We start from the raw sequence: 23,826 nt of genomic DNA, 5'->3' as shown, positions 1-23,826 counted from the left end.
AAACACTGCAGTTCGTCATTACTACCCTACCGCTCCCAGTGTGGCCGCGATGTTAAGGAAAGATACATAACAAAAATGTGAAACGCAGCACATATTGTTACAGATTTATGACAAATGTTCATAAAGGCGCACGAAATCACGTTTCATTTTCGAATAATGAGCGATTATGCGCGAAATCAAACAATCCATGTTTTTTATGTGGCTAAATGATAAAAAACGAACTGTGAGGAAAAACAATGAAAACTCGCGACTCGCAAACAAGTGACGTGATTATCATTGGTGGAGGAGCAACAGGTGCAGGGATCGCACGTGACTGTGCGCTGCGCGGGTTGCGCGTCATCTTAGTGGAACGCCACGATATCGCCACAGGTGCGACCGGGCGCAACCACGGTCTGCTGCACAGCGGTGCACGCTACGCCGTCACCGACGCTGAATCTGCCCGTGAGTGCATCAGCGAAAACCAAATTCTGAAACGTATCGCCCGCCATTGCGTTGAGCCAACGGACGGTCTGTTTATCACCCTGCCGGAGGATGAGCTGTCCTTCCAGTCCACCTTTATTCGCGCCTGTGAAGAGGCAGGGATTCGCGCAGAAGCGATTGACCCTCAGCAGGCACGTATTATCGAACCTTCTGTGAATCCACAGCTGATTGGTGCAGTAAAAGTACCAGACGGCACGGTCGATCCTTTCCGCTTAACAGCAGCTAACATGCTGGATGCGCGTGAGCATGGCGCGGTTATCTTAACGGCGCATGAAGTGACGGGAATGATCCGCGAAGGCGCAACGGTTTGCGGCGTTAACGTGCGCAATCATCTGACAGGCGAAATGCAGTCCCTGCATGCACCGGTTGTCGTCAACGCCGCTGGGATCTGGGGTCAACGCATTGCGGAATATGCCGATCTGAGCATCCGTATGTTCCCGGCCAAAGGTTCGTTGCTGATTATGGATCATCGCATTAACCAGCATGTCATTAACCGCTGCCGTAAGCCATCTGACGCCGATATTCTGGTGCCTGGCGATACCATTTCACTGATCGGCACCACCTCACAGCACATTGATTACGACGATATCGACAGCAACCGCGTCACCGCAGAAGAGGTCGATATTCTGCTGCGTGAAGGCGAGAAGCTGGCGCCGATTATGGCGAAAACGCGCATTTTACGCGCCTACTCTGGCGTACGCCCGCTGGTGGCTAGCGACGACGACCCAAGCGGTCGTAACGTCAGCCGTGGGATTGTACTGTTCGATCACGCTGAACGTGACGGACTGGACGGATTTATCACCATTACCGGCGGCAAACTGATGACCTACCGCCTGATGGCGGAATGGGCCACCGATGCCGTTTGTCGTAAGCTGGGCAATACCCAGCCTTGCACAACGGCAGACACCGCGCTGCCTGGCTCACAGGAATCTACCGAGCATACGCTTAAACGCGTGATCTCATTGCCTGCGCCACTGCGCGGCTCGGCGGTCTACCGTCACGGCGATCGCACCCCTGCGTGGCTTAGCGAAGGCCGTCAGCACCGCAGTCTGGTCTGCGAATGCGAAGCAGTCACCGCAGGCGAAGTGCAATACGCCGTCGAGAATTTAACCGTCAACAGCCTGCTCGATTTGCGTCGCCGTACCCGTGTTGGAATGGGGACCTGCCAGGGCGAATTGTGTGCCTGCCGCGCCGCAGGTTTACTGCAACGTTTTAATGTCACTACCGCAGCGCAGTCCATTACCCAGCTTTCCGACTTCCTCAATGAACGCTGGAAAGGCGTGCAGCCTATCGCCTGGGGAGATGCGCTGCGCGAAAGCGAATTCACGCGCTGGGTTTATCAAGGGTTGTGTGGTCTGGAAAAGGAGCACCAGGATGAAATTTGATACCGTCATTATCGGCGGCGGCCTCGCCGGACTGCTATGTGGCCTGCAACTGCAAAAAAGCGGACTGCGCTGCACGATTGTTACCCGTGGCCAAAGCGCCCTGCATTTTTCCTCCGGCTCACTGGATTTGCTCAGCAGCTTACCCGATGGTCAACCGGTGACGGATATAGAAGCGGGTTTGAATGCGCTGCGCACTCAGGCACCCACACATCCGTATAGCACCATCGGAACGCAGAACGTTCTGGAACTGGCCCAGCAGGCGCAAAATTTACTGGATGAATGCGGAACGCATTTGCAGGGCAAAGTGCATCAGGCGCATCAACGTGTTACCCCGCTGGGCACCCTGCGCTCAACCTGGTTAAGTTCCCCGGAAGTGCCGGTCTGGCCGCTGTCCGCGCAGCGTATCTGCGTTGTAGGGATTAGCGGGTTACTGGATTTTCAGGCGCATCTCGCCGCAGCGTCATTACGCCAACGCAATCTCAGCGTCGAGACAGCAGAAATCGAGCTACCGGAGCTGGATGTCCTGCGTGATAACCCAACCGAGTTTCGCGCCGTTAATATTGCGCGCCTGCTGGATAACGAAGATAAATGGTCGCTGCTCTATGACGCATTGCTGCCAATGGCAAAAACCTGCGACATGATAATCATGCCAGCCTGCTTTGGCCTGGCAGATGAGCGGCTCTGGCAGTGGCTTAACGAGCGCCTCCCCTGCTCGCTGACACTGTTACCGACCCTACCACCTTCGGTACTGGGCATGCGTTTGCACAACAAATTACAGCGCCAGTTTGTGCGCCAGGGCGGTGTGTGGATGCCGGGTGATGAAGTGAAAAAAATCACCTGTCAGGATGGCGTGGTCAGCGAAATCTGGACCCGAAATCATGCCGATATCCCCTTGCGGCCACGTTTCGCCGTGCTCGCCAGCGGCAGCTTCTTCAGCAGCGGGCTGGTCGCCACGCGTGAGGCAATCCACGAACCAATCCTGGGACTGGATGTACAGCAAACAGCTACCCGCGCCGAGTGGTATCAGCGTGATGTTTTCGATCCACAACCGTGGCAACAGTTTGGCGTAACAACCGATACCGCATTGCGTCCATCACTGGCGGGAAAAACGATAGAGAACATGTATGCCATCGGTTCCGTCCTCGGCGGATTCGACCCTATCGCCCAGGGTTGCGGAGGCGGCGTGTGCGCAGTTAGCGCCTTACATGCCGCGCATCATATTGCGAAACGTGCAGGAGGACAGCAATGAGCGACACACGTTTTGAAAGTTGTATCAAATGTACGGTGTGCACCACCGCCTGCCCGGTAAGCCGCGTCAATCCGAGCTACCCGGGCCCTAAGCAGGCCGGCCCGGACGGTGAACGTCTGCGCCTGAAAGATGGCGCGCTATATGACGACGCGCTGAAATACTGCATCAACTGTAAACGCTGCGAAGTGGCCTGTCCGTCAGACGTGAAAATCGGCGATATCATCCAGCGCGCGCGCGCCAAATACGACACGACGCGCCCATCGTTGCGTAACTTTGTCTTAAGTCATACCGATTTAATGGGCAGCGTATCCACCCCCTTCGCCCCTATAGTGAATACCGCCACCTCATTAAAACCGGTGCGTCAACTGCTGGATTACGCGTTAAAAATCGATCATCGCCGTACGCTGCCGAAGTACTCCTTTGGCACCTTCCGCCGCTGGTATCGCAGCGTTGCCGCACAGCAGGCGCAGTACCAGGATCAGGTCGCCTTTTTCCACGGCTGTTTTGTGAATTACAACCATCCCCAGCTCGGCAAAGACCTGATCAAGGTGTTGAATGCGATGGGAACCGGCGTGCAACTGCTGAGTAAAGAGAAATGCTGCGGCGTACCGCTGATTGCCAACGGTTTTACCGATAAAGCGCGTAAGCAGGCAGTAAGCAACGTGGCCTCACTCAGAGAGGCGATTGATGGCAAAGGCATTCCGGTGATCGCCACCTCATCAACCTGTACCTTTGCGCTACGTGATGAATATCCGGAAGTGCTGGATGTCGACAACTCAGGCCTGCGTGAACACATTGAACTGGCAACCCGCTGGCTATGGCGCAAGCTGGATGAAGGTAAAACGCTGCCGCTGAAAACGCTGCCGCTGAAGGTGGTCTATCACACGCCATGTCACATGGAGAAAATGGGCTGGACGCTCTATACGCTGGAGCTACTGCGACAAATTCCAGGGCTGGAGCTGACGGTGCTGGATTCTCAGTGTTGCGGGATTGCCGGGACTTACGGCTTTAAAAAGGAAAACTATCCGACTTCACAGTCTATTGGCGCACCGTTATTCCGCCAAATTGAAGAAAGCGGCGCTGATATCGTCGTCACCGACTGCGAAACCTGTAAATGGCAGATTGAGATGTCTACAAGCAAAAGCTGCGAACATCCTATCACCCTGCTTGCCAAAGCGTTGGGTTAACTCTGTTGCCCGGTGGCGTTTGCTACCGGGCATTTTTGCGTAGCCCGTTCCGCTTAATTGAATACGTTGCAGTCGGACGTATTTATCTCTGATTCACCCACGCAAAGAACCCATTTCCCACATGCAGTGCATATTAAAAGTAGATACCGTCACGCCATCTTCTCTTTCCGGTGACGGACTACCATGGCTAAATCCACTACATCTACACCGCATGATGCCGTTTTTAAAAAGATAATGTCTTACCCTGAGATGGCTCGGGATTTTCTGGAGATACACCTTCCCATCGCATTACGTGAGATATGTGATTTACAAACGCTGAAGCTGGAGTCCACCAGTTTTATCGAACAAGATCTCCGCGCATACTACTCCGACGTAGTGTGGTCACTAAAAACCCGCGAAGGCCTGGGCTATATTTATTGTGTTATTGAACATCAGAGTACTGCGGTACCGCACATGGCATTTCGCCTGTTGCGATATGCCACCTCGGCGATGCAGCATCATCTTGATGCCGGCAATAAAACGCTGCCGCTGGTGATCCCCATGTTGTTTTATCACGGCCAACAAAGTCCTTATCCCTGGTCACTAAACTGGCTGGATGAATTTGACAATCCACAGCTGGCACGACAGCTTTATTCAGAAGCCTTTCCGCTGGTCGACCTTACCGTAATACCTGACGATGAAATCGCGCAGCATCGTGGGGTTGCGCTGCTTGAGTTGATGCAAAAACATATCCGCGATCGTGATTTAATGGGGTTAGTGGATCGACTGGTCTCGCTATTAGTTACAAGCACGGCTAATGACAGCCAGCTACAAACGCTATTTAATTACCTGCTACGGTACGGCGACGTTTCTCGCGCCAGCGAGTTTATCCGCGAAGTTGCCGAACGATCCCCCCAGCACAAGGAGAAGCTGATGACAATTGCAGAGAGGCTCAGGCAGGAAGGCCACCAAAATGGACTGCAAGAAGGGATACAGCAAGGGTTAGAACAAGGGGTGCAAAAAGGTACGCAAGAAGAAGCCTTACGTATCGCTCACATAATGCTGGAACAAGGTATTGATCGTGATTTAGTTCAGTTAATTACCGGGCTATTGCCTGGCGATACCACCGCATGAGCCAGATTGGGAAGGCATTTAGCCTTCCCAATCAATGATTAAATCGTCAACGACTCAACCACTTCGATCCAGCCGTGTTCGCTAGCGATATCCTGATTGTTAAGCCAGCGGCGCAGCATATTTAGCGCCATCATCGCGCACACTTCCTGACGAATCGCCAGACTGTAGCGATTTGCATTCAGCCGTACGCGCAAGGCGTGTGTCCCATCAGGCGTGGCCAGCGCAAAGTTAATATGTTCGTTTTCGAAAGCCGATATCGCGAGCGCCAATCCAGCATAATGCTTGCTGCGTCGCTCGGTTATCCAATGCGCCGTTTGTGCCAGCGTTTCTTCCTGGGGCGGAACCACTTCACTCGCCAATAACGGAGCATTCGCACGAGAAAGCTGCAATGCCACCAGACCACCGGTGAATTGTTCGCTCAGCGTCAGGCTGTATTGCCGTTCTTGCAACGTGCGGGCGATTTGCGCGGGTAAGCCTTCCGTACCTTCAAAAATCATATTCTGCCCGGCAACCCGCTTAACTTCTGGCCACAGCGCCAGCATCGCTTCCCGTTGGGAATCCGGACCGGTCAGCTTCAGCTCAATAATCGGCATTGAGGAGCGATAGCCCATTGTTACTCCCGGAGGCAACGGGAGCGGATCCAGGCTCTGCGCCAGGTCGCTTTCAGAACGGCCAAATGTGGTTAATCGCAGGCATAACGGGGGTTGAGCCAAAGAGAAACGCTCACGCAAACGAGGCAGGATCTCATGCTCCACCATGACTTTGAATTCTGACGGTACACCCGGTGTAAAGAACATCAGGCAGCGGTTAAGCTTCAGGGCGAACCCACACGCGGTACCCACCGGATTATCGATAAACTCAGCGCTGGCTGGGAGTTCAGCCTGTTTGCGGTTGCTTGGCGCCATCACGCGGCCACGATCGCGGAAATATCGCTCCATCTCGGCCAGCCATGCTTCATGCAACACCAGCCCTTCGTCTTTTGCCGTTGCCGCTGCCAGCGCGCTCAAATCATCGCTGGTAGGTCCCAGACCGCCATTAACGATCAGTACATCGGCGTGTTCGCTACGCTCACGCAAAACGGCGACCAAATCGTTAAGATTGTCACCTACCGTGTTGCGGCGTGTTAGCGGTAAACCCTGATTAAAGAAAAAATCGGCCAGCCAGGCGGCATTAGTGTCAACGATTTGTCCGTGCAACACTTCATCCCCTGTGGATAGCATCTCCACGTTTAACATCGTGTTCTCCTGCTTTTATGATGAAAACACTATAACGCATGGAGGGGGGAAGGCGCGACTGAACGCCGCGCCAGAAATGTTAGAAGCTGGCGTTAACCCCAACGTACGGGCCATCAGCAATCGCGTTATCACGGTTGCCGTCTTTGCCTGCAAGGTTTAGGTAACGATAACCGGCTTCGATGCTCAGCGGACGCATAATGGTCAGACGCGCACCGGCATTCGCTTCTTCATAGCTGTCGATACCGCTGGAAAGTGAATCAGGAGAGTAATAATACTCACCAAACAGACGGAAGCTATCGCCAATCGGCCATTGTAAACCACCACCGACAGCGGCAGCATAGCCTTCATCGCCATCATTTGGATTGGTATAAACACCTTTACCACCAACGGTCGCCATCAGCGGCCCCAGTGGGATATTCAGACCTAAACCCAGCCCGGCAACATCACCGTCGTCATCGTTATGCATCCAGTTACCGCTGACAGCCAGACCGGTGGTCTCAGTGCCCATACCGAATCCCAGGTTGGTGTAGTCTTCACCAGCCTGGCCGCTGATGCTAATCGCGTTCGCCGACGCGGAAACAAACAGCATTCCGGCAAAACCCAACATTAAACTTTTTTTCATTTTCTATCCTTTCCAGCAAGAATCAAAACATAGCCCCAAAACCGATGAATTGTACTGTCAGATGGCGAGGAATCAATGAGCTAAAAAAGCGATGCAATGACATATTGTAACTAAATACTACTCACAAGATTTATTTAAGGTTAAATTCTTGTGCCAATTACACAGTTGGACGTCCCAGAACGTCATTTTCAACAAACATCCTGTTTTCCTTGCCAAAGCGCTCTTAATCACCGATGAAACATTTTTTCTGCCGCTAGCAAAAGGTAAGATGCGTGCATGACGGAATTTTCTCTACTTCCCCAACAAGGACTCGAATGATGCGCCAAAGAACGATTGTATGCCCATTAATTCAAAACGATGGCTGTTATTTACTCTGCAAAATGGCTGATGACCGCGGTGTGTTTCCCGGTCAGTGGGCGCTTTCCGGTGGCGGTGTTGAACCGGGTGAACGTATTGAAGAAGCTGGGGTCCGCTTGGAAAACGGAAAAAATCCCACGCTAAGGTGATTTATTGTTCATTGTATGGTGCTGCCTTACTTATCAGTACCCTATCGTTAAACTTTTTCTTTTCACAACAAAGATGAAATTTTGCCCGTATTGCTCCGACTCCGTTGTTCCTGTTATCTACCAATGAAGAATTAACACTAAACGAATTCGATATAACATATATGTTTTTGACTTCCTGGTTTAGAAGCGCGACACTATTCATTCAACGCAGGAGGTCACGATGTCATCAATTTCACCCCTACAACTCTTTAAAAGCCTGTCCGATGAAACCCGTCTGGGTATCGTCCTTCTCCTCAAAGAGATGGGTGAACTATGCGTATGCGATCTCTGCACGGCGCTGGAACAGTCGCAGCCTAAGATCTCCCGTCATCTGGCAATGCTACGTGAAAGCGGATTGTTGCTGGATCGCAAGAATGGGAAATGGGTTCACTACCGCTTATCTCCGCATATTCCTTCATGGGCTGCTCAGGTTATTGAGCAGGCCTGGTTAAGCCAACAGGACGACGTACAGGCTATCGCCCATAAGCTGGCATCAGCTAACTGCTCTGGTAGCGGCAAGGCTGTCTGCATCTAAAAAATTTGCCTGAACATATATGATTTTTCAAATGTGAGGTGTTCATGATGAAAACGTTAACGGTGTTTGACCCGGCTATGTGTTGCAGTACCGGCGTCTGCGGTACAGATATTGATCAGGTTCTGGTTGATTTTTCTGCGGATGTTCAGTGGCTAAAACAGCGTGAAATTCAGGTTGATCGTTATAACCTGGCACAGCAACCCATGAGCTTTGTACAGAACGAAAAAGCCAAAGCATTCCTTGAGGCATCCGGGGCTGAAGGGCTTCCATTGTTGTTGCTGGACGGCGAAATGGTGATGGCGGGGCGTTATCCGAAACGTGCAGAGCTGGCCCGCTGGTTCGGAATACCGCTGGATAAAGTAGGATTAGCATCTAAAAGCTGCTGCGGTGGTAATACTTCTTGTTGCTGAAATGTCAGGAGGACATATGAAATTCTTACAGAATATCCCACCTTACCTGTTTTTTACCGGTAAAGGGGGCGTCGGTAAAACCTCTATTTCCTGTGCCACCGCTATCAGCCTGGCGGAACAAGGCAAGCGGGTTTTGCTTGTCAGCACCGATCCGGCTTCAAACGTAGGCCAGGTGTTCAGCCAGACTATTGGCAATACCATTCTGCCGGTGGCCTCTGTACCGGGTCTTTCAGCGCTGGAAATTGATCCTCAGGCCGCCGCCCAGGAATATCGGGCCAGAATCGTTGATCCTATCAAAGGCATTCTGCCGGATGATGTCGTTAACAGTATTAACGAACAGCTCTCTGGTGCATGTACCACCGAAATTGCAGCTTTTGATGAATTTACCGGTCTGTTGACTGACGCATCATTATTGACCCGCTTTGACCATATTATCTTTGATACCGCGCCAACCGGTCACACTATTCGTCTTCTCCAGTTGCCCGGTGCGTGGAGTAGCTTCATTGAGAGCAATCCTGATGGTGCTTCCTGTCTTGGCCCGATGGCAGGGCTGGAGAAACAGCGTGAGCAGTATTCACACGCCGTCCAGGCATTGTCTGATCCGGATCGTACGAGGCTGGTTTTAGTGGCTCGACTGCAAAAATCAACGCTTCAGGAAGTCGCCCGTACTCATGATGAGCTTGCGGCGATAGGTCTCAAAAATCAGTATCTGGTCATCAACGGCGTGTTACCTGAGACAGAAGCAGTCAACGATACTCTGGCGGCTGCAATATGGGGCCGGGAGCAGGAGGCGCTGGCAAGTCTTCCCGCTGGTCTGGACGCTCTCCCTACTGACACATTATTCCTTCAACCAGTGAATATGGTCGGTGTGTCTGCTTTAAGGGGACTTCTCACCTCCCAACCTGAGACGGCTTCATTTGCTGAAGTGTCCGCCCTGCAAAAACCAGCGATATCGTCGTTGTCTGCTCTGGTTGATGAGATTGCCCTTAATGAACACGGCCTGATTATGCTGATGGGTAAAGGTGGCGTGGGTAAAACAACCATGGCTGCGGCCATTGCAGTCAGACTGGCCGAAATGGGATTTGATGTGCATCTCACGACGTCAGATCCTGCTGCACACCTGAGCACAACCCTCAATGGAAGCCTCAATAACCTGCAGGTCAGCAGAATCGACCCTCATGATGAAACAGAACGTTATCGCCAGCATGTCCTTGAAACGAAAGGACGTGACCTGGATGAAGCAGGGAAACATCTGCTGGAAGAGGATTTACGCTCTCCGTGTACCGAAGAGATTGCTGTGTTCCAGGCCTTCTCACGGGTGATCCGTGAAGCGGGTAAACGGTTTGTCGTCATGGATACGGCACCGACAGGACATACATTGTTGCTGCTTGATGCTACCGGGGCATATCACCGGGAGATAGCAAAGAAAATGGGAGATAAAGGCCATTTCTCTACGCCAATGATGCAGCTTCAGGATCCGGAAAGAACAAAAGTATTACTGGTCACTCTGCCGGAAACGACCCCCGTTCTTGAGGCTGCAAATTTACAAGCCGATCTTGAACGTGCCGGGATTCATCCATGGGGCTGGATTATCAATAACAGTCTTTCCATCGCTGAAACCCGTTCACCGCTGCTTCGTCAGCGCTCGCAGCAGGAACTGCCTCAAATCGAGGCTGTAAAGAACCAGCATGCTACCCGTGTTGCACTGGTTCCTGTTCTTGCGGCAGAGCCAACCGGTATAGACAAACTCAAACAGCTCGCAGGTTAATTTTTACTATATACAGGGCAGTCATGCTGCCCTGTCAGGAGGTTTTATGTTACTGGCAGGAGCAATTTTCATCCTGACCATCGTGTTGGTTATCTGGCAGCCGAAGGGGTTAGGGATTGGCTGGAGCGCCATATTTGGCGCAATACTGGCACTCATATCTGGTGTAGTACACATTACCGACATTCTGGTGGTATGGAATATCGTCTGGAACGCCACAGCAACCTTTATTGCCGTGATTATCATCAGTTTGCTGCTGGATGAGTCTGGCTTTTTTGAATGGGCAGCATTGCATGTTTCCCGCTGGGGAAATGGCCGGGGTCGCCTGCTGTTTACTTATATCGTTCTGCTCGGTGCTGCGGTAGCAGCGCTATTTGCCAATGATGGTGCAGCTCTCATCCTGACGCCGATCGTTATTGCCATGTTGCTGGCTCTGGGATTCAGTAAAAGCGCTACGCTGGCATTTGTAATGGCTGCAGGGTTTATTGCCGATACCGCCAGCCTGCCGCTGATTGTGTCGAACCTGGTCAATATTGTTTCTGCTGACTTCTTCCATCTGGGATTCACGGAATATGCCTCCGTGATGGTGCCTGTGGATATTGCCGCCATTATTGCCACGCTGGTGATGCTGCATCTGTTTTTCCGCAAAGATATCCCACCGACCTATGATCTGAACCGACTGAAAGAACCGGCTCTTGCTATCAAAGACCCGGCGACGTTCAGAACTGGCTGGATTGTATTAATCCTTCTGCTGGTAGGTTTTTTTGTGCTTGAGCCGCTGGGTATTCCTGTCAGCGCTATTGCGGCTGTGGGTGCTGCTATCCTCTTTTTCGTGGCTAAAAAAGGTCATGCCATTAACACCGGTAAAGTCCTGCGTGGTGCACCGTGGCAGATTGTGATTTTCTCACTGGGAATGTATCTGGTTGTTTATGGGTTGCGTAATGCCGGGCTGACAGAATACCTCTCTGGCGTATTGAATTTATTTGCAGACAAAGGACTTTGGGCTGCCACATTTGGCACGGGATTCCTGACAGCATTCCTGTCATCCATCATGAACAACATGCCTACTGTATTGATTGGCGCATTGTCGATCGATGGCAGCACCGCATCGGGTGTCATCAAAGAAGCAATGATTTATGCCAATGTCATCGGTTGCGATCTGGGACCTAAAATTACGCCTATTGGTAGCCTGGCAACGCTACTCTGGCTGCATGTACTTTCACAGAAGAACATGACAATCACCTGGGGATACTATTTCCGCACCGGGATTATCATGACTCTGCCTGTGCTGTTTGTAACGCTGGCCGCGCTGGCGCTACGTCTCTCTTTCACTTTGTAATGAGATACTGATATGAGCAACATTACCATTTATCACAACCCAGCCTGCGGCACCTCTCGCAACACGCTTGAGATGATCCGTAACAGCGGTACAGAGCCGACCGTTATTCATTATCTTGAGACACCACCATCACGCGATGAACTGGTTAAACTTATTGCGGATATGGGGATCACAGTACGAGCGCTGCTGCGTAAGAATGTCGAGCCTTTTGAAGCATTAGGGCTGGCGGAAGATCGCTTTACTGACGATCAGTTAATCGACTTTATGTTACAGCATCCTATTCTGATTAACCGCCCGATTGTGGTGACGCCACTGGGGACCCGGCTGTGTCGTCCTTCAGAAGTGGTGCTGGATATTCTTCCGGATGCACAAAAACACGCGTTCACCAAAGAAGATGGTGAAAAAGTCGTTGATGATGCAGGTAAACGACTGAAATAAATCCTAAGGGGCATTTGCCCCTTTATATTTTACTTTGCCAGCCACCCTTGATGATGCTTTCCATAGCGACATTATTCTGCTTTTTATGAGTCACGTGCAAAAAGGAATGATGCCTGCACAGGGTAAGCGTGCAGCGAGAACCGTATTGACGGGGATGTGTTATTCAGTTGGCAGTGCTACGCGCCAGGGGAGTAGTTCGCTGACCCGGTTTATCGGCCAGTCAGCTATAACATCAAGCACATGGCGAAGGTAGCTTTCTGGCTCCACTCCGTTCAGTTTGCATGTCCCGATCAGGCTGTACAGCAGCGCTCCCCGCTCCCTCCATGATCCGAACCGAAGAACAGGTAGTTTTTGCGGCCCAGGCTGACCATCCGTAGCGCATTCTCAGCTATGTTGTTATCTGCCTCGGCCCAGCCGTCGTCAGTATAGTAAGCCAGCGCCGGCCACTGGTTCAGTACGTACGTGAACGCTTTCGCCAGTTCTGAGTGTCGCGACAGCGTTTTCACCTTTTCACGCAGCCAGCTTTCCAGGGATTTCAGCCGCGGTTTAGCTTTTTGCTGACGTTCTGCAAGGCGTCGCTTCGCCGGCATCCCCCTTATTTCCGCCTCGATGGCATATAACTCACCGATCCGTTTCAGGGCTTCCTCCGTCAGCGCTGACGGGGTGCGAACGTGCACATCGTGGATCTTGCGGCGGGCATGAGCCCAGCAGGCAGCTTCCGTTATCTGTCCATTGCGGTACAGTTCGTTGAACCCGGCGTACGCATCCGCCTGCAGAACACCGCTGAAGCCAGCGAGATGGCTCTGCGGGTGGATACCTTTTCTGTCCGGGCTGTAAGCGAACCACACTGCCGGCGCCAGCTCTGACCCGGCGTTACGGTCGTCACGAACGTACGTCCACAACCGCCCGGTCTTCGTTTTCTTATTACCTGGCAACAGCACCGGGACAGGCGTGTCATCAGCATGGAGCTTACCGTCAGTCAGCACATAGTCCTGAAGCGCCCCTTCCAGCGGTGACAGTAGCCGGCAACACGCATCCACCCAGCCCGACAGCAGTGAGCGGCTCAGCTCCACACCCTGGCGGCCGTATATTTCAGACTGGCGGTACAGCGGGGTGTGCTCTGCATACTTTGAACTCAGCACGCGGGCCAGCAGCCCCGGTCCTGCGATACCCCGCTCGATGGGCCGTGAAGGCGCGGGGGCCTGCACGATGGCATCGCACTGAGTACAGGCATGCTTTTCACGTACTGTCCGGATAACCCGGAAGGCGCTGCGCATCAGCTCCAGCTGTTCGGCGGCATCTTCACCCAGGTAACTCAGCGCACCACCACATTCCGGGCAGCATGACGCTGCCGGCAGCAGCCGTTTTTCGTCACGGGGAAGTGATTCAGGGAACGGTTTGCGGGTACGGGTCTGCCGCAGCGGGCGCTGCACGGCCGGGTCATCCACCCGGCCGGTAAGGGTATCGCTTTCTTTCTGCAACTGCTTAAGGTCGGCTTCCATCTTCGCGATACGGCGGGAGACTTTTTCGGAGCGGCTGCCGAAGTTCATCCGGCGCAGCTTATCCAGTTGCGCCTGCAGGTGATCTATTTCGCGTTCACGCTCGTTCAGCTTTTCCAGAAGGGCACGGTTCAGCGCCTCCTGTTCGGCAAGGAGACGTTTCAGTTCATCGATATCGTCAGGAAGTAAGCTGTTCATACCGGGTATATTACCAGGCTCATTCAGCGTCGACCAGGATAAAGAGGCCTACAACATAGTCAGTGACGTAAGCAGTCTTTTAGGCTGCCGCCAGTCGATACCTTCAAGGAGCATCGCCAGCTGTGCCGGTGTGAGGAACACTTTGCCATCCCGGGCTGACGGCCAGGCGAAGCGGCCGCGCTCCAGCCGTTTGGTCAGCAGACACAGTCCATCGCCGGTAGACCAGAGGAGCTTTACCTGACTGCCATTACGCCCACGGAAGATAAAAACGTGACCTGACATCGGATCGTCTTTCAGCATCGTCTGCACCTTTGCCGCCAGGCCGTTGAAGCCGTTTCTCATATCGGTGATGCCAGCGACCAGCCAGATCTTTGTCCCTGATGGTAATGGGATCAACGTTTGAGCTCCCGTATCAGCAGGTTCAGGATATTTTCGCTGATGGCACCATTCAGACGGAGTGATCCGTGCCGGAACGTCACTTCACAGCTGATATTGAGTGATTCAGGTGCCGCAGCAGCTACAGGTTGTGACCGGGGGGAGGTTGCAGGGACAACATCTTCGGCATCAAGTGTTATCGGGAGCAGCTCAGGCACGTTGTTTTCTGTTGTTGAAGGAGGACGTAGTTTTCCTTCGCGCCAGTACTGGCGCCACTTGAACAGCAAATTATCGTTGATCCCATGCTCACGAGCGAGTTGCGCTACGGAGATCTCTGGTCGATGCGAGAGTTCAACCATTTTGATTTTGAACTCAACGGGATAATTAGGGCTTTTTTTACGCACTGCGGTTAATGATTTCATGGATAGCGTCCACCATATTTGGTGTCCATTATCCTCTCAGGAATTTCAGGATCTGCCAGACGGTGCTGAGACGACGCTTACAGTTATCTGGCGTTACGTGACAGTGTTGGTCAGATACTTCCACCTCTTCAGAGTTAAAGTTTGATATATGGGAAAAAAACGCTCCCGGACGGGAGCGTAAGCCAGTGACTTCGGCGTCAAATGAGGGTCTAACAAGTGGAGCTGCGGGTTAATTCTGGGTGATCTGGCTGCGATGCTTTTCAGCCTGCTGCTGATGAATAACGGAAGATTGACCATTATTCGCCTTCTCATGCACAACAGCGGCTTTCTCATGCTCGTTCATTTCGGAAAATGATTTTGCTGTTTCGTTAGAAGCTGCTGGCTTGGATTTCATCATTTTTTTATGCATTTCAGCCATGTCCTGATGGGCAGCAGAATTGCCGTTTTGCATCATTTCATGGGACATTGCGGCCTGATCGTGACCGCTCATATCCATCATTTTCATGCTCTCCCCCTGAACTGCACTTTTTTCAGCGGATGATTGCATCTGATGGGCAGGCGCCTGGGCATTATTTACCTGGTCATGCATGTTCATTGTCTCTGCAGCCCAGGCAGATGAAGCGACAGCCATCATGGCAATAAAGGATACAAGGATCTTTTTCATGGTTGGGTCTCCGGTGTTTTCATACCCGAACAATCAATGCTTATAACAGAGAAAGCATTTGATCTCAGGGCTGGTTGATCATCACGCCAGGAACCGGGCGATTGAATTATCACGCTGTCCTGATTTATGGCTGATTATAAAAAACCGCCTCTGTTTATCGCGTGACTGAACGATGACATTTTTGTCACCTTCCGGGTTTCTCCTGAATAACGGTATTAATCCATTAACAGACGCACACTGAACACAATTTCCCGCCCCTGCTGTTCTGCTGACAGCTCGCCGCCGTGAGCATGAATGATCGACCTTGTAATTGATAATCCCAGCCCCGCGCCTTCCGTGTTGTAGAACCTTGATGAGTCTGCGCGATAGAACCGGTCAAACAAACGTTCCAGATTAGCGGGAACCTGGCCGGACATCGTATTCGTAATCATCACGTTCACACAGTCACTGTCACGCTCAAGGTGTATCGCTGTACAGGTGTTATCGGGAGAATACTTGATTGCATTGGAAAGCAGGTTACTGAAAGCACGTCGGAGCATATCGCTGTCTCCGGCAACAACGCCCTCTCCTTCAACCGTGATTGTCTTTCCTGTTTCGTCTGCCAGGGGCTCGAACAACTCACGTAATTCATTCAGTTCGGCTGCCAGATCCACATCATGTTTATCCAGCCGCAGCAGACCATGCTCTGAACGTGCCAGAAAAAGCATGTCACTGGTCATTCGTGACAACCTTTTCAGTTCTTCCAGGTTAGCGAATAAAATTTCGCGGTAATGCGAAACATCCCTTTCCTTAGCCAGTGCAAACTGCGTCTGCATCATCAGATTACTGACTGGTGTGCGCAGCTCATGCGCGATGTCAGACGAGAAATCTGACAGTTTCCGGAATGCCCCCTCCAGGCGATCAAACATATTATTGAACTCCTGCATGGTCTCAGAGATTTCCGGCGGAGCCAGATCGGGATTTAGACGCTGATCCAGGCTGTGTACAGTCATGGAGGAAGCCAGACTGGTCATTTCCCGTAACGGTTTCAGACCAATACGTGTGGTCAGCCAGCCCAGAAAAACAGAAATAAAGACCAGACCGATATTGAACCAGAACAGCCAGGTACTGAGTTTGTCCATCAACAGGGTGTGATACCCAGTATCCGTGGCAACCGTAATGATGACATGTTTGCTTTTACCCTGTTCCGGCGTCACGGCAACCCGCCGCGAGATACTGCGGTACACGGTGTTATTTTCTTCCGTCTGGATCATATAGTCGAGAATATCACCCGACTTATTAAGCAGGACCGCTGGAACAACAGAATTTTTGGCATAGAGTTCAACAATTTTTTCATTTTCCATGTTTTTTATAGAAATGAATAAACCATTGTGCCCTACCATCGCATCGTTTATTTTTTCTGATAATGACTTAATATCCGTTTTGTTCCGGAACGTCTCTGTTTTAAGAAACTCTTCGGTGAGCTGAAGTTTACCTGTCAGAAAATCGCGGTCCTGATTATCGAAATAGCCATTAAGGGTGCTAATCAGGATAAAACTTGATAACCACCATACCGTAAGCATCACCGCAGAAAAAATCAGGCTCATGCGTGTGGTCAGGGAAATTTTGAACCTCACTCTTCTCTGATCTCCAGGACATATCCGGCACCGCGAACGGTATGGATCAGTTTTGGCTCAAAGTCATCATCAATTTTACTTCTCAGACGTCTCACGGCGACATCAATCACATTCGTATCACTGTCAAAATTCATGTTCCAGACCAGGGACGAGATAAGACTCCTGGGTAACACTTCTCCGGTGCGTTGCAGCAGCAACTCAAGCAGAACGTATTCTTTACCGGTGAGATGGATCTTCTTCCCCGAACGGATCACGGTCCGGCGCACCATATCAACGGTCATATCGGCGATGGTGCAGACTGTTGCGGCCTGCGAGCGTGCCCGGCGCAGTAGGGTTCTTACACGTGCAACCAGCTCCGTAAAATCAAAGGGCTTAATCAGGTAGTCATCTGCGCCAAGCTCCAGTCCTTTCACTTTGTCCCGCACGTTGTCCTTTGCGGTTAAAAACAGGACCGGTTCTTCGTGCCCGGACTCCCTCAGTGCGCTGATGATTTGCCACCCGTCGAGGAAAGGCAGCATCACGTCCAGTATTATCAAATCATACTGTCCCTTCGACGCGGCCCCGAGACCATCGCGGCCATTATTAAAGAGATCGGCCTGATAGCCTTCCTCAACCAGTCCCTGCTGCAGGTAACGACCTGTTTTTTGTTCGTCTTCAACGATTAAAATACGCTGCATGGTCAACTCGCTGATATGAAAGTAAAAATCTCACGCATGAGCTTTGGCTGTCCCCTAGCTGACCTGAGACGGAGCAAGCATTCCGAGCCACGCTACGGCGCCCAGAATGATAATCGCAACAACGAATTCTGTCAGGATGCTGTTTCGCATCAGGGCAACGCTGCGATCATAATTCCCTTCCCTGACCATAACTTCAAGCCGGGGACCCAGGTGAAACCGGTTTGCTGCAGCCAGAAGAAGCATCAGAACAAACAGAGCCGTCTTGGCAAGCAATATCCTCCCCCAGGAACTGTTGAATAAGGGAGTTAAGTTACCCTCAGCAATATACAGATAGTTGACCAGCGCACTCAGGATCAGGGCTACAACAATCACCGTTCCTGCCGTGGCAAATTTTGCCAGGGAGTCAGATATCACAATGACGCTCTGTGCATTATGCTCGTTTCTGCGCATCAGCAGGATAGCAAATGCAACCAGAGCACCTGTCCAGGCACCTGCAGCGCCGAGATGGGTCAGATCGCTCAGTAAATGGAGATAGTAATGCAGACCGTCATGCATAACGGCGTGTCCTCCCCAGGCAAGTGTAGCCAGCGCCACGCCCCCACTCATCGTCATCAGCAGGCAGGACAATACTCTCTTATTAGTGTAAAGGAACAAAGCACCGAGTGTGGTAAACAGGGCACAGAGCCTGACAATCCAGCTAATACCCACATCAGTTTCTTCTATCACCATCTCGATAACATGGATGGATAATTCTCTGAGGTCAGTTACTCCACTCATGGCATTAGATACCAGGAGCATATTAATGCCAGTAAGAATGATGCCTGTAACAACAGCAAAGGTTATAAACGACCTGAAATTAGTCAGGTTATAGGTTTCATGTCTGACACCACTTATTCCATATATCTGAAAAAATGGCAATCCAAATATTACCATCAAATCCAGATAAAGAAGAAAACGAATAACAATCATAATCAGGTCGTTCATAATATTACTTCACTGTAAAGGTGTAATTACCGGTAATAGGGTGCGTATCTGAAGAAACCGCGCGCCAGTCAACACGATAAGTGCCAGCGGGTAAAGGCTCTCGCGGAATAATGACCATCGATTTAGGGTCAGCGCCTGGCGCCACTTTTGCCGCGACCGGCATCGGAGAATGAGATGACATGCCTTTCATACCCGTCATCGTTAATTTTGCACCTGAGAATTTCACGGTCAGATTTTCCGAGAAATTAAGCTGAATCTTTTCCGGGGCCGCTACGGCTGAATCAGCCTGTGGCACAGAGCTTTTTAATTCCGGATGGGCCATAGCAGAGAAAGCAACGCCCATAACGAGGCCACCTGTAAGAATGGCTTTATTTAAAATCGACATTTTATTTACCTGTTTAGTTGAGTGTTTTATATCAGTGCGTTAAAACCAGATTCTGGCTCCCGCCAGGAATACTACCTGATGGTCTTTCTCACCTTCTCTTTTCGCCATATCGGATGTTTTCCCGTAAAGTTGATTCCAGGAAACGCCTATATAGGGTGCAAACTCACGGCGTATTTCATAGCGCAGCCGGAGCCCCAGCTCTGTGTCAGTCAGTCCCCTGCCGCGACCCCGCGATTCATCATCCTGACTGTAGAAATTCACCTCATAGGATGGCTGGAGTATGAGCCGGTTAGTCAGTAAAACGTCGTATTCTCCTCCCAGACGAAGGGCTGCTTTTCCGCCATTACTGACAAAACCCGTAATTTCAGACTCAAAATTATAGAGTGCCAGCCCCTGAAAACCGACAGCAGCCCAGGTCCGGGCAGAAGCAGGTCTGAAATCCTGCCTGACACCCGCAACCAAATCCCACCATGGGCCAACCGCATGTCCCCAGAGTAACTGCGCTTCAGCCGCCTCCGTTTCCCCATTGCTTCGTTCACCTTCACTCTTTAGCCAAATCCGATCTGTGTCGCCTCCAATCCAGCTGTTAACACTCCAGCTGAAATTGTTGGTGTTATCCGACCGTTGCCATTCCAGTTGATCCAGCAGAACCAGATAATTAATCGCACTGTCGTGAATCGCATGCCCCTGTAAATTGCCGAATGCAGCCTTCCGGTCGGCATCGGTAACAGGCGGAATTGGCGTTCTGCTCTCAGTTACAATGGGCTCCATTGACGTCATCTCAGTGAAATTCTCATCTGCTGGCATCTGCATGGCAGACATGTCGTGCCCGGCGTGGGGATCTGCAGAGACGGAGCCCGCCGCAATAGAAAGCTGTGAGGTAAACAAACCGGCGACCAGAACAGGTATGGCCTTCAAATTTCTCTTCATTCGCATCATTCCTCCACCCGGACTTCACGAAACATTCCCATTTCCATGTGATAGAGCAAATGGCAGTGATACGCCCAGCGGCCAAGCGCATCTGCTGTCACTCTGTAACTGCGTTTTGTACCAGGGGGAACATCTATTGTGTGTTTACGAACCATGAAATTACCGTTTTCATCTTCCAGATCGCTCCACATACCATGCAGGTGAATGGGGTGAGTCATCATGGTATCGTTGATCAGCGTGATCCTGAGCCGCTCACCGTATTTCAGCAGCACCGGTGCGGCATCTGAAAACTTGATTCCGTTAAATGACCAGGCAAACTTTTCCATGTGGCCGGTTAAATGCAGTTCTATGGTACGGCCAGGTTCACGTCCGTCAGGATCCTCAAAGCGGCTTTTCAAATCCGCGTACGTGAGAACCTTTCTTCCGTTATTTCGAAGACCAATACCCGGATCATTTAATTTCGGAGAGACGCTCATCGCCTGCATATCAACCAGTGGGTTATCCGTTTCTGACGCAGGATGACTTTGCATACCCGGCATTCCGGCCATCCGGGAATGATCCATACCGGCCATGCTGCTGTGATCCATGGGCGCGGAGGATGTCCCGCTATCCGGAAGGTCAGCACCGTCCATAGACATCATCTCTCCGCTGTTATCCATGCCTCCCATCTGGCTGTGGTCCATTCCTGCCATATCATGTCCCATTCCCCCCATACCCATATCTTCCATGGTCAACAGAGGACGGGGATCGAGGGGGGGAACGGCAGCACTTAACCCCTCTCTCGTGGCCAGTGTCCCTCGAGCGTAACCGGTCCTGTCCATGGATTGTGCGAAGATGGTATAGGCCTCACCCTGAGGCTCCACAATGACATCATAGGTTTCGGCAACGGCAATCCTGAATTCGTCAACGGTAACCGGGTTTACATACTGGCCATCTGCAGCCACGACCGTCATTTTCAGCCCGGGGATACGGATATCGAAATAGGTCATTGCCGAGCCGTTGATAAACCGTAAGCGTATCTTTTCACCGGGACGGAACAGTCCGGTCCAGTTTTTCAGCGGGGCCTGCCCGTTCATGAGATAGGTGTAGGTGTAGCCACTGACATCCGCGAGGTCAGTCGGATTCATTTTCATTTCAGCCCACATTTTCCGATCGGCAATGGTGGCTGACAGCCCCCTGGTATTCACGTCGCGGAAAAAAGAGCCAACGGTTGGTTTATTGAAATTGTAGTAATCCGACTGTTTTTTTAATTTTTTCAGCAGGCTGTGAGGATTTTCATCGGTCCAGTCAGACAACATGACCACATGCTCACGATCGTAAGCAAACGGTTCTGGCTCCCTGGCATCGATGATAATGGCACCGTATACCCCCTCCTGTTCCTGCAGACCGGAATGGCTGTGGTACCAGTAAGTCCCGTTCTGCTTAACCTTAAAGGTGTAAACGTAGGTATCATCAGGCTCTATGCCCATAAAACTCAGCCCCGGAACACCATCCATATTGGCCGGAAGAATAATGCCGTGCCAGTGAATGGACGTCTGTTCATTAAGACGGTTTTTGACCTTCAGGGTAATGGTGTCACCTTCTTTCCAGCGAAGAACGGGCCCCGGCAGGCCTCCATTGATTGTTTTGGCCTGACGCTCACTGCCCGTGATATTGACGGCCGTTTCACCAATGGTCAGGTCAAACTGAGTACCCTGCAGGGATGCGGCAACTGGCAGGCTCAGACTGGAACGCGCATTGAAACTCCATACGCCAAGACTTCCGGCTACGCCAGAGAGGGTTAACCCCTTCAGGAAAGTTCGTCGAGACGTTTTCAACAGCATGCGCATTCCCTTATTTAAAGTATGGTTACTGACAGAATTCGAGAACCGATTTAAATTAAATTACTGGTTCATCCACTTACAATGAAATGAATCTAGCACACCTTAAGAAACAAATTCATTACAATCGTGTAATGTACATAGCTGTATTACATTTACGTCATCTTCCCCACAGGTTGATTATTTTTATATATGATCATAAGGACATCTTTTATGTACCTCAGAAGGTAATTACACATGAATATATTAATCACGACCACTGCGTTTACAGCTTTATTTTGTGGGGCAGCTTTTGCTCAGTCCAGTGATATTGCCCATGAAGCACATCGATTTGTTAATAATGCCTCAGCCGTCAGTCATGTGAATTCCTCGACGCATGAAAATTTACCGGACAGGGTTAATAAAAACAACACGCCCTCATTCTCTGAAATGAATGAACATGAAAGGGCCATTGTTGCTCATTCATTTATGAACAACAGCGCGTCCTATGCGCATCAGAAAATGATTGAGGAACATAAAAAAATGCTGTCCGGCAGTGATGCAAATTCAAAGACCTCGTCTTCTTTTTTTAACGAACTGAATGCCGGAGAAAAAGCCGCTCTCGTGCATGAGCAGGTCAATAATGCCGGTGCGGAAGCACATCAGACGCAGGCAAGAAAGCTTCGCGGGCTGTATTCGACCAGGTAACTGCAGGCGGGTTAGTGCTTAGCGTCAGGTGCGCAGCAGGGCTTTACTGACGGGTTACGTAGCAGGACATGAGCCCCATATTGCTCTGCCGTAACCTGTTTCAGTCCCGTTAATCATCACCGTCGGGCTGGTCATACAGTTCCCAGAGCTTCAGGAGCAAACGGGAAACAAGATATGTTACAAAAATGACGACCATCAACGGTGCTCCCGATTAACTGACAGATGACACGCCTCCTGAAAACCCCTAGCATACGCCGCAGTGTTCATGCTAACGGCGAATTCCAGTAAATGTATTCTACCGATGTCGTAAAAGAAAATGCCTACCTTTCAGCCACCCGCTCGGGGCTGGAATCGAACGAGATCGCTACTCTTCAGCGCTCCTTGCCTTCCCGGTTTAATCTGCGGCATTTGAAAAAAAATGAATCATTAAAACTCGTACTGCAAAAGAAAGCGGGAAAATCACGTGTCGTGGCCTATAAATTTACGTCCGGTTCATTTAATTACACGGCGTATCGTATATCAGATAAAAAGTTCTATAACCTTTCCGATACTTCCGGGAAAGGCAGTCTCGATTATCCGTTACCGGCCACAGCAAGACTCAGTTCGCCTTTCAATCCTGCAAGACTTAACCCGGTATCGGGAAAAGTGAGTCCCCATAATGGCATTGATTATTCCATGCCCATGAACACGAAAATAGTCAGCGTCATCGACGGAAAAATCACCCGGGCCGAATACAACAGTACCATGGGATATTTTGTTGAAGTAACGGGAAAAGCCGGTGTTAAAACTCGCTATCTCCACCTCAATAAAATACTCGTTACTAAAGGGGCCAGGGTTACCCGGGGAGACGCTATTGCGTTATCCGGTAACAGCGGACGTTCATCCGGTCCTCATCTGCATTACGAGCTGGTCATCAATAACAATCCTGTTAACTCACTGGCGTTCCGGACGGCGGCACCCGCTGATAACAAACTCGAACAGCATGCCTTTGCGCATGCCAGAGACTACGAACGATACCTGGACTGATAACGGGACCGCGACGCGGTCCCGTCTGCCGGATTAATTTTTTTTATCGTTTTCACTTCCGTGATGTTGATGATCTCCATGCCCCCCGTGACCGTGGAAAAGATGCATGAGCGGACAAAGCAGCAGTAACAGATATGGCCAGTAGCCTGCCACATGTGACCAGTGTTCGCGCAGGAGAGCAAATGCCGCAATCGCGGCGACAGCAATAAGCGCATAGGTGGTACTTTTCATACCGGACTC

The 23,826-nt window shown here is 51.1% G+C and carries 23 protein-coding genes and 2 pseudogenes; 12 read left to right on the top strand and 13 right to left on the bottom strand.

The annotated features are described in order from the left end of the window. Positions 1-236 precede the first annotated feature (236 nt). The 4 genes from glpA to OGY71_RS13385 all read left to right on the top strand — a co-directional run bounded on the left by glpA (position 237) and on the right by OGY71_RS13385 (position 5,414). On the top strand, positions 237-1,865 hold the full coding sequence (gene glpA / locus OGY71_RS13400; protein ID WP_286613398.1) for an anaerobic glycerol-3-phosphate dehydrogenase subunit A: 1,629 nt from the start codon (positions 237-239) through the stop codon (positions 1,863-1,865). After that, positions 1,855-3,114 (top strand): glycerol-3-phosphate dehydrogenase subunit GlpB, encoded by a 1,260-nt coding sequence (gene glpB / locus OGY71_RS13395; RefSeq protein WP_003834683.1) that lies wholly within the window; start codon positions 1,855-1,857, stop codon positions 3,112-3,114. Before glpA ends, glpB begins: the two co-directional genes overlap by 11 nt. Further along, positions 3,111-4,301, top strand: a complete 1,191-nt coding sequence (glpC, locus tag OGY71_RS13390) for an anaerobic glycerol-3-phosphate dehydrogenase subunit GlpC (protein ID WP_048224697.1) — start codon at positions 3,111-3,113, stop codon at positions 4,299-4,301. Before glpB ends, glpC begins: the two co-directional genes overlap by 4 nt. Positions 4,302-4,484: 183 nt before the next feature. Continuing rightward, entirely contained in the window at positions 4,485-5,414 is a 930-nt protein-coding gene (locus OGY71_RS13385) for an Rpn family recombination-promoting nuclease/putative transposase (RefSeq protein WP_286613397.1), read from the top strand. 38 nt (positions 5,415-5,452) lie between these two features. Here the strand turns inward: OGY71_RS13385 and OGY71_RS13380 are convergent, their stop codons facing one another. Continuing rightward, positions 5,453-6,649: a nicotinamide mononucleotide deamidase-related protein YfaY gene (locus OGY71_RS13380; protein WP_286613396.1), complete on the bottom strand. Its 1,197-nt coding sequence runs from the start codon at positions 6,647-6,649 to the stop codon at positions 5,453-5,455. 79 nt (positions 6,650-6,728) lie between these two features. After that, entirely contained in the window at positions 6,729-7,271 is a 543-nt protein-coding gene (locus OGY71_RS13375; protein WP_003834693.1) for a YfaZ family protein, read from the bottom strand. 317 nt (positions 7,272-7,588) lie between these two features. On the opposite strand from OGY71_RS13375, the pseudogene nudI reads away from it, so the two are divergent. From nudI to arsC, 6 genes and pseudogenes are all read left to right on the top strand, one after another. Further along, positions 7,589-7,735: pseudogene (gene nudI / locus OGY71_RS13370) on the top strand (nucleoside triphosphatase NudI); the annotation flags it as partial. 262 nt (positions 7,736-7,997) lie between these two features. Continuing rightward, positions 7,998-8,351: an As(III)-sensing metalloregulatory transcriptional repressor ArsR gene (arsR, locus tag OGY71_RS13365; protein ID WP_025376942.1), complete on the top strand. Its 354-nt coding sequence runs from the start codon at positions 7,998-8,000 to the stop codon at positions 8,349-8,351. Between the two features lie 47 nt (positions 8,352-8,398). Next, entirely contained in the window at positions 8,399-8,761 is a 363-nt protein-coding gene (gene arsD, locus OGY71_RS13360) for an arsenite efflux transporter metallochaperone ArsD (protein ID WP_049015829.1), read from the top strand. 16 nt (positions 8,762-8,777) lie between these two features. Beyond that, positions 8,778-10,529, top strand: coding sequence for an arsenical pump-driving ATPase (gene arsA / locus OGY71_RS13355; protein ID WP_031591994.1), 1,752 nt, complete (start codon positions 8,778-8,780; stop codon positions 10,527-10,529). A 46-nt stretch (positions 10,530-10,575) separates the two neighbouring features. Next, the gene (locus tag OGY71_RS13350; RefSeq protein WP_031591992.1) at positions 10,576-11,865 is read left to right on the top strand and encodes an arsenic transporter; all 1,290 of its coding nucleotides are present in this window, start codon (positions 10,576-10,578) and stop codon (positions 11,863-11,865) included. Positions 11,866-11,877: 12 nt separating this feature from the next. Beyond that, positions 11,878-12,303, top strand: coding sequence for a glutaredoxin-dependent arsenate reductase (gene arsC, locus OGY71_RS13345; protein ID WP_031591991.1), 426 nt, complete (start codon positions 11,878-11,880; stop codon positions 12,301-12,303). Between the two features lie 159 nt (positions 12,304-12,462). Here the strand turns inward: arsC and OGY71_RS13340 are convergent. From OGY71_RS13340 to pcoA, 10 genes and pseudogenes are all read right to left on the bottom strand, one after another. Then, positions 12,463-14,000, bottom strand: a pseudogene (locus OGY71_RS13340) (IS66-like element ISKpn24 family transposase). A gap of 48 nt (positions 14,001-14,048) precedes the next feature. Next, positions 14,049-14,396 carry an IS66 family insertion sequence element accessory protein TnpB gene (gene tnpB, locus OGY71_RS13335; protein WP_021563201.1) on the bottom strand — a complete coding sequence of 116 codons (348 nt, stop codon included), beginning with the start codon at positions 14,394-14,396 and terminating at the stop codon, positions 14,049-14,051. After that, a complete protein-coding gene (gene tnpA, locus OGY71_RS13330) occupies positions 14,393-14,797 on the bottom strand; it encodes an IS66-like element accessory protein TnpA (protein ID WP_003031976.1) in 405 nt (134 codons plus the stop codon). Before tnpA ends, tnpB begins: the two co-directional genes overlap by 4 nt. A 229-nt stretch (positions 14,798-15,026) precedes the next feature. Further along, positions 15,027-15,461 (bottom strand): copper resistance system metallochaperone PcoE, encoded by a 435-nt coding sequence (pcoE, locus tag OGY71_RS13325; RefSeq protein WP_004388336.1) that lies wholly within the window; start codon positions 15,459-15,461, stop codon positions 15,027-15,029. Between the two features lie 215 nt (positions 15,462-15,676). Beyond that, positions 15,677-17,077 (bottom strand): copper resistance membrane spanning protein PcoS, encoded by a 1,401-nt coding sequence (gene pcoS / locus OGY71_RS13320; RefSeq protein ID WP_286613395.1) that lies wholly within the window; start codon positions 17,075-17,077, stop codon positions 15,677-15,679. Beyond that, positions 17,074-17,754: a copper response regulator transcription factor PcoR gene (gene pcoR / locus OGY71_RS13315; RefSeq protein WP_001188930.1), complete on the bottom strand. Its 681-nt coding sequence runs from the start codon at positions 17,752-17,754 to the stop codon at positions 17,074-17,076. Before pcoR ends, pcoS begins: the two co-directional genes overlap by 4 nt. Positions 17,755-17,808: 54 nt before the next feature. Beyond that, positions 17,809-18,687, bottom strand: coding sequence for a copper resistance inner membrane protein PcoD (gene pcoD, locus OGY71_RS13310; RefSeq protein ID WP_229692861.1), 879 nt, complete (start codon positions 18,685-18,687; stop codon positions 17,809-17,811). 55 nt (positions 18,688-18,742) lie between these two features. Further along, positions 18,743-19,123: a copper resistance system metallochaperone PcoC gene (gene pcoC / locus OGY71_RS13305; RefSeq protein WP_000025662.1), complete on the bottom strand. Its 381-nt coding sequence runs from the start codon at positions 19,121-19,123 to the stop codon at positions 18,743-18,745. A gap of 39 nt (positions 19,124-19,162) precedes the next feature. Beyond that, positions 19,163-20,053: a copper resistance outer membrane transporter PcoB gene (gene pcoB, locus OGY71_RS13300; protein ID WP_001378118.1), complete on the bottom strand. Its 891-nt coding sequence runs from the start codon at positions 20,051-20,053 to the stop codon at positions 19,163-19,165. Positions 20,054-20,058: 5 nt separating this feature from the next. Further along, entirely contained in the window at positions 20,059-21,876 is a 1,818-nt protein-coding gene (pcoA, locus tag OGY71_RS13295) for a multicopper oxidase PcoA (RefSeq protein WP_000925242.1), read from the bottom strand. A 234-nt stretch (positions 21,877-22,110) separates the two neighbouring features. On the opposite strand from pcoA, the gene OGY71_RS13290 reads away from it, so the two are divergent. Both OGY71_RS13290 and OGY71_RS13285 read left to right on the top strand, forming a co-directional pair. Continuing rightward, positions 22,111-22,560 (top strand): PcoE/SilE family metal-binding protein, encoded by a 450-nt coding sequence (locus OGY71_RS13290; RefSeq protein WP_126957221.1) that lies wholly within the window; start codon positions 22,111-22,113, stop codon positions 22,558-22,560. A 288-nt stretch (positions 22,561-22,848) separates the two neighbouring features. Then, entirely contained in the window at positions 22,849-23,586 is a 738-nt protein-coding gene (locus tag OGY71_RS13285) for a peptidoglycan DD-metalloendopeptidase family protein (protein ID WP_004388332.1), read from the top strand. A gap of 33 nt (positions 23,587-23,619) precedes the next feature. Here OGY71_RS13285 and OGY71_RS13280 read toward each other — a convergent pair whose 3' ends face one another. Next, a complete protein-coding gene (locus OGY71_RS13280; RefSeq protein WP_004388331.1) occupies positions 23,620-23,817 on the bottom strand; it encodes a DUF2933 domain-containing protein in 198 nt (65 codons plus the stop codon). Positions 23,818-23,826: the final 9 nt, after the last annotated feature.

Source organism: Citrobacter sp. Cpo109 (genome assembly GCF_030332565.1).
Classification (GTDB): domain Bacteria; phylum Pseudomonadota; class Gammaproteobacteria; order Enterobacterales; family Enterobacteriaceae; genus Citrobacter; species Citrobacter portucalensis.
The sequence above is the reverse complement of the archived record's forward strand: the minus strand, read 5'-3'. Positions and strand labels throughout refer to the sequence as shown.